The sequence below is a fragment of the Klebsiella grimontii genome (genome assembly GCF_042137965.1).
In the GTDB taxonomy this organism is placed as follows: Bacteria; Pseudomonadota; Gammaproteobacteria; order Enterobacterales; family Enterobacteriaceae; genus Klebsiella; species Klebsiella grimontii.
Map to the genome: position 1 here is coordinate 2044508 of NZ_CP169721.1, position 13382 is coordinate 2057889.

12 protein-coding genes are annotated in these 13382 nt (G+C 54.7%); 8 read left to right on the forward strand and 4 right to left on the reverse strand.

All coding sequences use genetic code 11. The annotated features are described in order from the left end of the window. Positions 1–53 precede the first annotated feature (53 nt). Positions 54–557 carry a non-heme ferritin-like protein gene (locus ACE3MN_RS09720; RefSeq protein ID WP_004136625.1) on the reverse strand — a complete coding sequence of 168 codons (504 nt, stop codon included), beginning with the start codon at positions 555–557 and terminating at the stop codon, positions 54–56. Positions 558–1097: 540 nt separating this feature from the next. On the opposite strand from ACE3MN_RS09720, the gene ACE3MN_RS09725 reads away from it, so the two are divergent. From ACE3MN_RS09725 to otsA, 6 genes are all read left to right on the forward strand, one after another. Continuing rightward, the gene (locus tag ACE3MN_RS09725) at positions 1098–1670 is read left to right on the forward strand and encodes a DJ-1/PfpI family protein (protein ID WP_004136626.1); all 573 of its coding nucleotides are present in this window, start codon (positions 1098–1100) and stop codon (positions 1668–1670) included. 273 nt (positions 1671–1943) lie between these two features. Then, positions 1944–2924, forward strand: a complete 981-nt coding sequence (locus ACE3MN_RS09730) for an arabinose ABC transporter substrate-binding protein (RefSeq protein ID WP_024359886.1) — start codon at positions 1944–1946, stop codon at positions 2922–2924. 61 nt (positions 2925–2985) lie between these two features. Beyond that, a complete protein-coding gene (araG, locus tag ACE3MN_RS09735) occupies positions 2986–4500 on the forward strand; it encodes an L-arabinose ABC transporter ATP-binding protein AraG (RefSeq protein WP_024359885.1) in 1515 nt (504 codons plus the stop codon). A gap of 14 nt (positions 4501–4514) precedes the next feature. Continuing rightward, positions 4515–5495, forward strand: a complete 981-nt coding sequence (gene araH, locus ACE3MN_RS09740; protein ID WP_004136631.1) for an L-arabinose ABC transporter permease AraH — start codon at positions 4515–4517, stop codon at positions 5493–5495. Between the two features lie 159 nt (positions 5496–5654). Further along, positions 5655–6458, forward strand: coding sequence for a trehalose-phosphatase (gene otsB / locus ACE3MN_RS09745; RefSeq protein WP_004136637.1), 804 nt, complete (start codon positions 5655–5657; stop codon positions 6456–6458). Then, positions 6433–7857 carry an alpha,alpha-trehalose-phosphate synthase gene (otsA, locus tag ACE3MN_RS09750; protein ID WP_004136641.1) on the forward strand — a complete coding sequence of 475 codons (1425 nt, stop codon included), beginning with the start codon at positions 6433–6435 and terminating at the stop codon, positions 7855–7857. Before otsB ends, otsA begins: the two co-directional genes overlap by 26 nt. 28 nt (positions 7858–7885) lie before the next feature. Here the strand turns inward: otsA and uspC are convergent, their stop codons facing one another. Together uspC and ACE3MN_RS09760 are read right to left on the reverse strand one after the other, a co-directional pair. Further along, a complete protein-coding gene (uspC, locus tag ACE3MN_RS09755) occupies positions 7886–8314 on the reverse strand; it encodes a universal stress protein UspC (protein WP_004122077.1) in 429 nt (142 codons plus the stop codon). Between the two features lie 128 nt (positions 8315–8442). Then, entirely contained in the window at positions 8443–8601 is a 159-nt protein-coding gene (locus ACE3MN_RS09760; RefSeq protein ID WP_155553276.1) for a hypothetical protein, read from the reverse strand. A gap of 75 nt (positions 8602–8676) precedes the next feature. Here ACE3MN_RS09760 and ACE3MN_RS09765 point away from each other — a divergent pair, with 75 nt between their 5' ends. Beyond that, positions 8677–10260 carry an MFS transporter gene (locus tag ACE3MN_RS09765; RefSeq protein WP_004136643.1) on the forward strand — a complete coding sequence of 528 codons (1584 nt, stop codon included), beginning with the start codon at positions 8677–8679 and terminating at the stop codon, positions 10258–10260. Positions 10261–10264: 4 nt separating this feature from the next. Beyond that, the gene (locus ACE3MN_RS09770) at positions 10265–11404 is read left to right on the forward strand and encodes a glycoside hydrolase family 105 protein (protein ID WP_024359883.1); all 1140 of its coding nucleotides are present in this window, start codon (positions 10265–10267) and stop codon (positions 11402–11404) included. Positions 11405–11524: 120 nt separating this feature from the next. Here ACE3MN_RS09770 and argS read toward each other — a convergent pair whose 3' ends face one another. Then, a complete protein-coding gene (gene argS, locus ACE3MN_RS09775) occupies positions 11525–13258 on the reverse strand; it encodes an arginine--tRNA ligase (protein ID WP_004136646.1) in 1734 nt (577 codons plus the stop codon). Positions 13259–13382: the final 124 nt, after the last annotated feature.

Below are 13382 nucleotides of genomic sequence, written 5' to 3' on the forward strand. Positions count from 1 at the left end.
AGGATAAAGCGAGTGCGGGCACGAACAGGCGACGTATCCCCGCCAGTATGGGGTTAGCCGCGCTGGTTGCTGACCAGATCGAGCAGGTAACGATCGGTTTGTTGTTCGCTGGTCCCGGCTTTTTCCGCATGGCGTACTTCGTCAAGAATCGTCTCCAGCAGCATGCCATCCCGATCCTGTTGTTCCGCAAGCAGCGTCAGAAAGCGCAGGGTTGGCGCATCGCTTTGCGCCTTCGCCTCTTCCGCCAGGCTGGAGAGTATGCTGCTGCGCTGCTGATAATCCTCAACGGTTTTGCTAAAGAGGTCTTCAAGCGATGTGCATTCAGCGCTATAGGTATCTTGCGCTTTGACCACGGGCCAGGCGCCTGATTTTTTCATAAAATCAAAGACCCGCATCGTCTGCGTTATGCTGGCTTGCGCTCGGTTACGGAGAAAAGTGGCGGTACCGTTCAACCGGTGCTGAGTACACCATTCGCTTAAATGCAGATATAAATTTGAGGTATGGAATTCAAGATTCATCTGGTTATTTAGCTTTTGGACCATTCGTGGAACGACCATAAAAATATCCTTATTCTCTTTGGAGGGGCTGGCGTCATATCCTGACGCATCTATAGCAGGGCTGCGTAGAAATTATGGGGCACAGGAAGATAGCTCTGAATAATAATATTCAGAGCTTCTACGTATGCCTGTGTATTAAATTTCTTATCTCAACGGATATAGAATAGCGCTATATTTCAATTAAGAAAACTCTCAATGTCTAATATTTACATTTGGTTACAGCATCGGTAGATATCTTTATATAATGGTTTTTTGTTAGAGAAAATGCTGAGATTTAGCATCGGATTTAAATTTATCTGAATGATTTTATGAATTTTTATTTCGAGCTCTCACTAATTAATAGTAGTGCTAGTAATGTTAGTGAAATTTCGTTTTAAAAATAGTGATTCATCGTTCTTTTTTTTTGTGGTAGCCTGCGAGTAAGAAAATCAGCGGGGTCGTTCTGACTCATGTAACAAAGAGCAGATGATGACGTTAATTTAAAAAAATGCTGTGTTTGTAAACACATTATTGCTACCTGGCTATCTGAAGGAGACGGAAATGAAAAAAGTTGCGGTGCTGCTGGCGCCGGGTTTTGAGGAAGGCGAAGCGATTGTGGTTATTGATATTCTTCGTCGCTTGCATCTCAATGTTGAACTGCTCGCCTGCGCCGAGTCGCGCGCGGTAGTGAGCTACCATGATATCCCCATGGTGGCGGACAGCACGCTAACGGAACGCGCTGGCGCGCTATACGACGCGGTGGTTCTGCCTGGCGGTCCGCAGGGAAGCGTGAATTTGGCCGCCAGTCAGGCCGTCGTGGCGTTTATCTCGGCCCACGATGAAGCAGGAAAGCTGATCTGCCCAATCTGTTCGGCAGCCGCGAGAGTCCTTGGCGGCAACGGCCTGCTGAAGGGGCGTCGCTACGTCTGTTCGGGAGAGCTATGGCAAGACGTCTCCGACGGCGAGTATGTTGACCAGGCGGTGGTGGAAGACGGGAATTTGATCAGCGGTAAAGGGTTAGGGCACGTTTTTGATTTTTCGTTCACCGTCGCCGCCCGTTTATTGGGGGACGAGGCACCTGTTCGCGATCATGCGGAGCACATTTATTGCCAATGGCGATCTCTCCAGGGATAACTCTGCTGATGATATAGAGAATATTGCTACGGCCCGCGCTAATTGTCTGACAATTAGCGCTTTTTTTATGTCTTTTTTCGCTGTTTATATGTACGCAATTACTGTAATTCCGCGATGTGATTGGGCTCTCGTATGGAGAAATAATTTCCGGTTAATACTATTTAAACAACGGCACTCATGATTGAGATTTTCCTAATGCCTTGTTTTTCGTCCGATAAAAAATTTAAGTCTTATTTTTCCCTACATAAAAGCGAATTAAAGCTGGAGTTTACCATGCACAAATTTACTAAAGCGCTGGCGGCGATTGGTCTTGCCGCAGTTATGTCACAATCAGCTATGGCTGAGACGCTGAAGCTGGGTTTTCTGGTGAAACAGCCTGAAGAGCCATGGTTTCAAACAGAGTGGAAATTTGCCGATAAGGCCGGTAAAGATTTAGGTTTCGATGTGATTAAAATCGCTGTTCCCGACGGCGAGAAAACCCTTAACGCGATTGATAGCCTGGCGGCCAGCGGAGCCAAGGGCTTCGTCATTTGCACCCCGGACCCAAAACTCGGGGCGGCTATTGTCGCCAAAGCGCGCGGCTATGATATGAAAGTGATTACCGTCGATGACCAGTTCGTCAACGCCAAAGGCAAACCGATGGACAGCGTACCGCTGGTGATGATGGCGGCCAGCGAAATCGGCGCGCGTCAGGGGCAGGAACTGTATAAAGAGATGCAAAAACGCGGTTGGGATGTAAAAGACACCGCGGTTATGGCTATCACTGCCGATGAGCTGGATACCGCCCGCCGCCGTACCACCGGATCTATCGACGCGCTGAAAGCCGCCGGCTTCCCGGAGCAACAAATCTATCGCGTGCCAACCAAATCTAACGACATCCCCGGCGCGTTTGACGCCGGTAACTCCATGCTGGTTCAACATCCGAATGTTAAGCACTGGCTGATCGTCGGCATGAACGACAATACCGTGCTGGGCGGCGTGCGCGCGACCGAAGGCCAGGGCTTTAAAGCCCCTGACGTTATCGGTATCGGTATTAACGGCGTTGATGCGGTGAACGAGCTTTCTAAAGCCCAGGCCACCGGCTTCTACGGCTCTCTGCTGCCAAGCCCGGATATTCACGGCTATAAAACCAGCGAGATGCTTTACAACTGGGTAACGAAAGACGTTGAGCCGCCGAAATTCACCGCGGTAACCGACGTGGTGCTAATTACCCGTGACAACTTTAAAGAAGAGCTGGCGAAAAAAGGGCTGTAAGGCCGGTTGACCGGGCCTCTCGCAGTGCGCGAGGGGCTCCGTACAGAAAAGCGGAGTCGTTATGCAACAGTCTACCCCTTATCTCTCATTTCACGGCATCACCATGACCTTCCCGGGCGTTAAAGCGCTGTCCGACATTAGCTTTGGCTGCTATGCCGGACAGGTTCACGCCCTGATGGGAGAAAACGGCGCCGGGAAATCCACGCTGCTGAAAATTCTCAGCGGCAACTACATACCGACGGCCGGCAGCCTGCAGATCCGCGGTCAGCAGATGACGTTCAATCACACCACCGAGGCGCTGAACGCCGGGGTGGCGATTATTTATCAGGAGCTGCATCTGATTCCGGAAATGACCGTGGCGGAAAATATCTACCTCGGTCAGCTGCCGCATAAAGGCGGGATTGTGAATCGGTCGCTGCTGAATTATGAAGCAGGCCTGCAGCTTAAACATCTGGGGCTCGATATCGACCCGGAAACGCCGCTCAAATATCTCTCTATCGGCCAGTGGCAAATGGTGGAGATCGCCAAAGCGCTGGCGCGTAACGCCAAAATTATCGCCTTTGATGAGCCGACCAGCTCCCTTTCGGCGCGAGAAATTGAAAACCTGTTTCGGGTGATCCGCGAGCTGCGCCAGGAAGGACGGGTCATTATTTACGTTTCCCACCGTATGGAGGAGATCTTTGCGTTAAGCGACGCCATTACGGTATTCAAAGATGGCCGCTACGTGCGCACCTTTGACAATATGCAGGAGGTTAACCACGACGCGCTGGTCCAGGCGATGGTGGGGCGCGAACTGGGCGATATCTACGGCTGGCAGCCGCGTGAATATGGCAAAGAGCGTTTGCGTCTTGAGCAGGTGAAGGCGCCCGGCGTGCGCCAGCCCGTCAGTCTGTCGGTGCGCAGCGGAGAAATCGTCGGCCTGTTTGGGCTGGTCGGCGCCGGGCGCAGCGAGCTGATGAAAGGCTTATTCGGCGGCAGCAGAATAACCGGCGGTCAGGTTTATATCGACGGCGAGGCCATTGATATTCGTAAGCCAGCCCAGGCGATTCAGGCCGGGATGATGCTCTGCCCGGAAGACCGTAAAGCGGAGGGCATAATTCCGGTCCATTCGGTGCGCGACAACATCAATATCAGCGCTCGGCGCAAGCATATTCTCGCCGGCTGCGTTATCAACAACGCCTGGGAAGCGCAGAACGCCGACCAGCACATTAAATCGCTGAATATCAAAACGCCTGGCGCCGAGCAGCTGATTATGAACCTCTCCGGCGGCAATCAGCAGAAGGCGATCCTTGGCCGCTGGCTGTCGGAAGAGATGAAAGTCATCCTGCTTGATGAGCCAACGCGCGGTATTGACGTGGGCGCTAAGCACGAAATCTACAACGTTATCTATGCATTAGCGGCATCTGGCGTCGCGGTGGTCTTTGCCTCCAGCGATTTACCGGAAGTTCTCGGCGTTGCCGATCGCATCGTGGTTATGCGTGAGGGTGAGATTGCCGGAGAACTGCTGCATGAACATGCGAATGAACAGCAGGCATTGAGCCTTGCGATGCCAAAAGTGAGCCAGGCGGTCGCCTGAGTAAGGAATCTATGATGTCATCAGTTACTACTTCAGGTACTACCCGGTCGGCTTTTAGCTTCTCCCGCGTCTGGGATCAGTTCGGCATGCTGGTTGTTTTTGCGGTGCTGTTTATTGGCTGCGTCATTTTTGTGCCTAATTTTGCCTCATTTATCAATATGAAAGGCCTGGGGTTGGCTATTTCTATGTCCGGAATGGTGGCCTGCGGGATGCTGTTTTGCCTGGCATCCGGCGACTTTGACCTGTCGGTCGCCTCGGTTATCGCCTGTGCCGGGGTGACCACGGCGGTGGTGATTAACCTGACAGAGAGCATGTGGATTGGCATCGGCGCCGGTCTGCTGCTCGGGGCGCTGAGCGGTCTGGTAAACGGTTTTGTGATTGCCCGCCTGAAGATTAACGCCCTGATCACCACCCTGGCGACCATGCAGATCGTTCGCGGTCTGGCCTATATCATCTCTGACGGTAAGGCGGTAGGGATTGAAGACGAGCGCTTCTTTACTCTCGGATACGCCAACTGGTTTGGTCTGCCAGCGCCTATCTGGCTGACCGTAGCCTGCCTGATTGTCTTCGGCCTGTTGCTCAATAAAACCACCTTCGGCCGTAATACCCTGGCGATTGGCGGCAACGAAGAAGCTGCGCGTCTGGCGGGCGTGCCGGTGGTGCGGACCAAGATCATTATTTTCGTCCTTTCCGGCCTGGTTTCTGCCGCGGCAGGCATTATCCTGGCTTCCCGTATGACCAGCGGTCAGCCGATGACCTCGATTGGCTATGAGCTGATTGTTATCTCGGCCTGCGTGCTGGGGGGCGTATCGCTGAAGGGCGGGATCGGTAAGATCTCCTACGTGGTGGCCGGGATCCTGATCCTGGGGACGGTGGAGAACGCGATGAACCTGCTGAACATCTCGCCGTTCTCGCAGTATGTCGTTCGCGGCGTGATTTTGCTGGCGGCGGTTATCTTTGACCGCTACAAACAGAAAGCGAAGCGCGCCGTTTAATCCAGGTCAACTTTTCAGTTTAATCCTAATCCATTGCCAGCGCTCGTTGCGCTGGCAATGACTATCAAAAATGGCGAGGCTGGTCACACTGTCTATACTTACATGGCTACAATAAATTAACACCCAGCATGTTGCTGGCCATGATAAGGAGGAAACAGGGTGGCTGACCAGATTTATGTACCGCCTGCGTTAACCGGAAACTGCGCTTTTTTCTTTGACCTCGACGGTACCCTTGCCGGTATCAAACCCCATCCCGATCAGGTGGTCATTCCTGCCGATGTTCTGCAGACGCTGCGCCAGCTCGTGCAGCAGCATAACGGCGCGGTGGCATTGATTTCAGGGCGCTCAATGGTTGAGCTGGATGAGCTTACCCGTCCTTACCGGCTGCCGCTTGCCGGTGTCCACGGGGCTGAACGCCGTGACATCAATGGTAAAACGCATATTGTCTCTTTACCTGATTCCCTCCTGAAGGCGCTGTCGGCGGAACTGACCGCGGCGCTGGATGCGTTGCCGGGATGCGAACTGGAAAGTAAGGGGATGGCTTTTGCGCTGCACTACCGTCAGGCGCCGGAGCATCAGCACGCGGTGCTGGCGCTGGCGCAAGCCGTCGTGCAGCGCCATCCCATTCTGGCTTTACAGCCGGGCAAGTGCGTGGTGGAGATCAAACCGCGCGGAGTGAATAAGGGTGAAGCGATAGCCGCTTTTATGCAGGAAGCTCCATTCAGAGGGCGCAAGCCGGTATTTGTCGGTGATGATTTAACCGATGAAGCGGGTTTTAGCGTCGTCAATCAACTGAGTGGCGTATCGGTCAAAGTGGGCGGCGGCGAGACCCAGGCGCGTTGGCGCCTGCCGGATGTCGCCGCTGTTCATCTTTGGATTAGTAACATCGCGAATCATGGGCAACAACCAGATGCGCTAACCGACAGGAGAGATGGCTATGAGTCGCTTAGTCGTAGTATCTAATCGTATTGCCCCGCCGGATGATAAAAAGGCCAGCGCCGGTGGCCTTGCCGTGGGGATTATGGGGGCATTAAAAGCAGCCGGAGGATTGTGGTTCGGCTGGAGTGGGGAAATCGGTGATGACCAGCAGCCGCTAAAAAAAGTGACTCAGGGAAATATAACCTGGGCCTCTTTCAACCTAAGCGAGCAGGATCACGACGAATATTACAACCGCTTTTCCAACGCCGTGCTATGGCCCGCGTTCCATTATCGTCTTGATCTGGTCGATTTTCAGCGTGAAGCCTGGGAGGGCTATCAGCGTGTCAACGCGAAGCTGGCCGATAAGCTGCTGCCGCTGATCGAAGCTGACGATATTGTCTGGATCCACGATTACCACCTGCTGCCGTTGGCCAGCGAACTGCGCCAGCGCGGCGTCAATAACCGCATCGGCTTCTTTTTACATATTCCGTTCCCGACGCCGGAAGTCTTTAACGCGCTGCCGCCGCACGCGGAGCTGCTGGAACAGCTTTGCGATTACGATTTACTGGGCTTTCAGACCGAGAGCGACCGACTGGCGTTTCTGGACTGCGTATCGATGCAGACCCGTCTGACGACGCGCGGCGGAAAAAAACATGTGGCCTGGGGCAAACCTTTCCAGACCGAAGTCTACCCAATCGGTATCGATCCGGAAGAGATAGCGCGCAGCGCAAAAGGGCCGCTGCCGCCCAAGCTGGCGCAGCTGAAAAGCGAACTGAAAAGCGTGCAGAATATCTTTTCCGTCGAGCGGCTGGATTATTCGAAGGGGCTGCCGGAGCGTTTTCTCGCCTACGAGGCGCTGCTTGAAAACTATCCGCATCATCACGGTAAGATTCGCTATACCCAGATTGCGCCGACGTCGCGCGGCGATGTTCAGGCCTATCAGGATATTCGTCACCAGCTGGAAACCGCAGCCGGACGCATTAACGGCCGGTATGGCCAGCTGGGCTGGACTCCGCTTTACTACCTGAACCAGCACTTTGAACGCAAGCTGCTGATGAAAATCTTCCGCTACTCGGACGTCGGGCTGGTTACGCCGCTGCGCGATGGGATGAATCTGGTGGCGAAAGAGTATGTTGCCGCGCAGGACCCGCAAAATCCGGGCGTGCTGGTGCTGTCGCAGTTTGCCGGCGCGGCGAACGAGCTGCCGACGGCCTTAATCGTCAATCCTTACGATCGCGACGAGGTCGCCGCAGCGCTGGATCAGGCGCTAACCATGCCGCTGGCCGAGCGTATAGCCCGCCATTCGGCCATGCTGGCGGTGATTAAGGATAACGATATCCATCGCTGGCAGGAGCGGTTTATTGCCGATCTAAAGGAGATTGAGCCAGGCAGTGAGGAGAGTCACTTAGCGCGTAAGGTCGCAACTTTCCCCAAACTTGCCTGAGGCAACGACGGTTAGCGCTTCCCCGGCGCTAACCTTTTTCCAGACACACCAGCAGCACGTCAACGCCGCTGCTGCCAACGATATCTTTCGCCGAACAGGTTGCGCGAGAAAACAGGCTCTGGTTATGGTTACCGCAAATCACCAGGTCAACGCGATGCTGCCGACAAAAATCCTTCACGTGATGAGCAATCCCGCCGCTGGCGATGGTCATTTTTTCGATAGGGTAGTCGGCGTGGCGGGCGAGTTCGGCCAGAAAACCGCGCGTCTCTTCCTGCATGACTTCGCGTAAATTTTCCATCATCGGCGCCGCAAACTGGTTGTACAACTCCGGATCGGTTGCCAGCGTGATCAGGCTGACTTTCGCATTAACCGGACGGGCGATTGAGACGGCTTTCTGAATGAGGACCCGGCTTTCCGGGGTTGGCGCCACGGCGACCAATAGATGTGAGTAGGGCATCAAGCCTCCTTGAGATACGCGAAATAACCCTTTCTATTGTCTTTACTCCGATTCCTTAGCTTTCGCAAGGTTTATCCACGGCGAAAAACCAGGCGCAGATTCTCCTCGACGCAAGGTCTTTTTGGCTGTCACCTCGCAACTTTTGGTCCGATCTTTTGTATTAAAAGAAACGCTGTTTTATAAATCAGTGAGGCGCGTTCATCGACTCTTTGTGTTTTTGCCAGTGAACGCTTTTGGCTGGCAAAAATGAAAAGGTAACGCCGTTCCCATGTTCTTAATGTAGCCATGTATCAACCCCTTTTGGCTGAATGGGCCAAAAAGCGGTTCGGAGTTCTCTAAAAAAAGACACAGGATTTACGGCGATGAAAACACGTAAAATCGGTTTGGTTAACTACCTTGCCTATGGATCGGGCGATTTCCTTGGTGCGGGAACAACCGCACTTACAGCAGCATGGCTGCTCTACTTCTACACCACCTTTTGCGGTCTTTCCCCTATCGAAGCGACGCTTATTTTTGCCACCGCCAGGGTGCTGGATGCGGTGATCAGTCCGCTGATGGGCTTCCTGACGGATAACTTTGGCTCGACCTGGCTGGGGAAACGTTTTGGCAGACGCAAGTTCTTCATCCTGCTCGGCATCCCCTGCGTATTTAGCTACTCCATCATGTGGGTAGGGGATATGGGGTTCTGGTACTACCTGCTGACCTATCTGCTGTTTGATATTGTCTACACCATGATTCTGGTGCCGTATGAAACGCTGGTGCCGGAAATGACCGATGATTTTAAACAGAAAACAAAATTCTCCGGCGCGCGTATTTCAATGGCCCAGATGTCAGCGATTCTGGCTTCGTTCCTGCCGGGCGTGCTGCTGACTATCTTCGGCAAAGACAACGCCGTTTCTTTCTTTTACGCCAGCCTGGTGTTCTCGGTACTGTGCGCGATGATGCTGACATTTGTCTGGTTCTTTACCTGGGAACGCCCGCGTGAAGAGTGGACGGAAGCCGCGCTACGCGCTGAAGAGGAGAAACAAAACCTGACGCTGTCTCAGAGCCTTAACCGCCTGTTTATTGAGTTAAGTTCGACCCTGCGAATTAAAATTTTTCGTCAGCATCTGGGCATGTATCTGGGAGGCTATATCGCCCAGGATGTGTTCAATGCGGTCTTTACCTACTACGTGGTGTTTGTGCTGATGCAGGAAGCCTCGATGGCCTCCAACCTGCTCGGTACCATGGCAATCTTCCAGTTTATCGCGGTTATCGCCATGATCCCGCTGTGCATTCGCTTCGGGCCGGCGCCATCGTACCGCATGGTGGTGGTGCTGTTCGGCCTGAGTTCGCTCTCCTACGCGGTGCTGTACTACGCTGGCCTTAGCGATGTTTATTCGCTGCTGCTGCTGATATCCGCGGTGGCTGGCCTGGGGCGCGGCGGCATCAACTATGTTCCGTGGAACACCTACACCTATATTGCCGACGTGGACGAAGTGATCACCGGCCAGCGCCGCGAAGGCATCTTCGCCGGGATTATGACCCTGACGCGTAAGGCGTCCCAGGCCGGCGCGGTGATGCTGGTGGGGATCATCATGCAGATGTCGGGCTTTGTCTCCGGGCAGAAAACGCAGCCCTATGAAGTGAGCCATACCATTCTGCTGATCCTCAGCGTCGGTACTTTAGTGGTGCTGGCCTGCGGTTTCCTCGTGTCCCTGCGCTTTAAGCTCAATCTGCAAACCCACAGCGTCCTGCGTGCGGAAACGCTGAAAATGCGTGAATCAGGCCGCGCTCAGCCGGAACTGGCAAGCGCCGAGGATCGTGAAGTGGTGGAGATGCTGGCCGGGATGCCGTACGACGCCCTGTGGGGAAACAACAATATTGGTTATCTGAATCGGAATAAACCCGCCGCGCCAGCGCTGAAGCAGCGTTCAGCCATGAATTCGACATATAACAGAGGTTAAGGATATGAAAGTTTGGCCTGTCAAACATAGCCCACTACTGCGCCAGCCGGAGCGTTTTATCGCCCGCAATGAACTGCAGGCGCTGATTCAGAAGGTGACGCGCAATCTGGTCAACATTAAGGACGAAAGCGGGCAATTTTTACTGCGGCTGGACGACGGACGCGTTATTGACACCAAAGGGTGGAACGGCTGGGAGTGGACACACGGCGTCGGCCTGTACGGTATTTATCAGTACTACCAGCAGACCGGCGATACCGCGATGCGCGACATTATCGATAGCTGGTTTGCCGATCGCTTTGCCGAGGGCGCGACCACCAAAAACGTCAACACCATGGCGCCGTTTCTCACCCTGGCATACCGCTACGAAGAGACGGGTAACTCCGCGTATCTGCCCTGGCTCGATAGCTGGGCGGAGTGGGCGATGAACGAAATGCCGCGCACTGAATCTGGCGGCATGCAGCACATCACCCTGGCGGAAGAGAATCATCAGCAGATGTGGGACGACACGTTGATGATGACGGTTCTGCCGCTGGCGAAAATCGGCAAGCTGCTTAATCGTCCGGAATACGTAGAGGAGGCGGTATATCAGTTTTTGCTGCACGTGCAGAATCTGCTGGACCGCGAGACCGGCCTGTGGTTCCACGGCTGGAACTATGAGGGGCGGCATAATTTCGCCCAAGCCCGCTGGGCGCGCGGCAATAGCTGGCTGACTATCGTTATTCCGGATTTTCTGGAGCTGGTGGATTTACCCGAAAACAGCGCGGTACGGCGTTATCTGGTGCAGGTGCTGAATGCGCAGATTGCCGCGCTGGCCCGCTGTCAGGACGATAGCGGCCTGTGGCATACGCTGCTTGACGATCCCGACTCCTATCTGGAAGCGTCGGCGACCGCCGGTTTTGCTTATGGGATCCTCAAAGCGGTGCGCAAGCGCTACGTGAGTCAGGCGTATGCGGAGGTGGCGGAAAAAGCGATTCGCGGCATCGTGCAGAATATCTCACCGCAAGGGGAGCTGCTGCAAACGTCGTTCGGTACCGGAATGGGTTCGAATCTTGATTTTTATCGCGACATTCCGCTGACGTCGATGCCGTATGGCCAGGCGATGGCGATCCTGTGCCTGACGGAGTATCTGCGGAAGTATTTCTGAGAAGGGCGGAATTTCCCCGGTGGCGCTTACGCTTACCGGGGCTACAAGGATGTTGCAGATCTGATGAGCGCGGCGCCATCAGGCGTTATAAAACAAACCCGGCTTTCGCCGGGTTTGTTTTTACATCCGTTCTACAGTTTCGATACCCAGGGTATCCAGACCCAGCTTCAGCGTTTTTGCGGTCAGCAGTGCCAGCTTCAGGCGGCTGTTGCGCGTCTCTTCGCTTTCGGCGCTCAGGATCGGGCAGTGCTCGTAGAAGCCGGAGAACAGGCCAGCCAGATCGTACAGATAAGAGCACATGACGTGCGGCGTGCCTTCACGCGCGACGACGGTGAGGGTTTCTTCAAACTGCAGCAGACGGGCCGCCAGCTGGGCTTCACGGTCTTCGGTGATCACCACCGGCGCCGCCGCCAGCGTGCTTTCATCAATATCCGCTTTGCGGAACACGGAGAGCACGCGGGTATAGGCATACTGCATATAAGGCGCGGTATTGCCCTCAAAGGCCAGCATGTTATCCCAGTCAAAGATGTAGTCGGTGGTGCGGTTTTTAGACAAATCGGCGTATTTCACCGCGCCAATTCCGACCGCGTTCGCCAGTTTTTCCAGCTCATCGGCGGGCATATCCGGGTTTTTCTCCGCCACCAGACGGCGGGCGCGTTCCAGCGCTTCATCCAGCAGGTCGGCGAGCTTCACGGTGCCGCCGGCGCGGGTTTTAAACGGTTTGCCGTCCTTGCCGAGCATCATGCCGAACATGTGGTGCTCCAGCGGGACGGAATCCGGCACGTAGCCAGCTTTACGCACGATGGTCCACGCCTGCATCAGGTGCTGGTGCTGGCGAGAGTCGATGTAGTAAAGCACGCGATCCGCATGCAGGTTTTCGTAACGGTATTTTGCGCAGGCGATATCGGTAGTGGTGTAGAGATAGCCGCCATCCTTCTTCTGGATAATCACGCCCATCGGTTCGCCTTCCTTGTTTTTGTACTCATCAAGGAACACCACGGTCGCGCCTTCGCTTTCTACCGCCAGACCTTGGGCTTTCAGATCGGCAACGATACCCGGCAGCATCGGGTTATAGAGGCTTTCACCCATCACGTCGTCGCGGGTCAGAGTGACGTTCAGGCGGTTATAGGTAAGCTGGTTTTGCGACATGGTGATATCGACCAGCTTGCGCCACATTTCACGGAAGTACTCGTCGCCGCCCTGCAGCTTAACGACGTAGCTGCGCGCGCGCTCGGCGAAGGCTTCATCTTCGTCGTAGTGTTTTTTCGCTTCGCGATAGAAACCTTCGAGGTCGGCCAGCGCCATCTCGCCGGCGTTTTCCTGCTGCTGCTTTTCCAGGTACGCGATCAGCATGCCGAACTGGGTGCCCCAGTCGCCTACGTGGTTCGCGCGGATCACTTTATGCCCGAGAAATTCCAGCGTCCGCACCGCGGCATCGCCAATAATCGTGGAGCGCAGGTGGCCTACGTGCATCTCTTTCGCCACGTTCGGCGCGGAGTAATCGACCACCACCGTCTGCGCCTGCGGCTGAGCCACGCCCAGACGTTCGGATTTCAGCGCGCTGCTGACGTTTTCCGCGAGGAAAGCCGGGTCGAGGAAAATATTAATAAAGCCGGGACCGGCGATTTCGACCTTACTGGCAATGCCGCTCAGGTCGAGATGAGACAGGACCTGCTCTGCAAGTTGTCGCGGCGCCATGCCCAGTTTTTTGGCTACGGCCATCACGCCGTTGGCCTGATAATCGCCGAACTGGACTTTTGCTGACTGGCGGACCTGAGGTTCGCAATCGGCAGACGCGCCTGCCGCGATCAGGGCCTGACTGACTTTTTCTGAGAGAAGAGCCTGAATATTCACCGAAATACCTTACGTTTAACACGCCGTCACCCAGAGGGGGCGGCGCAGGAATGTGGACAAATTAGGGCGGGAGTATACTGCATTTGCGCCCACGCGTCAGCACCGCGCAGAGGTTGCTAAGCCT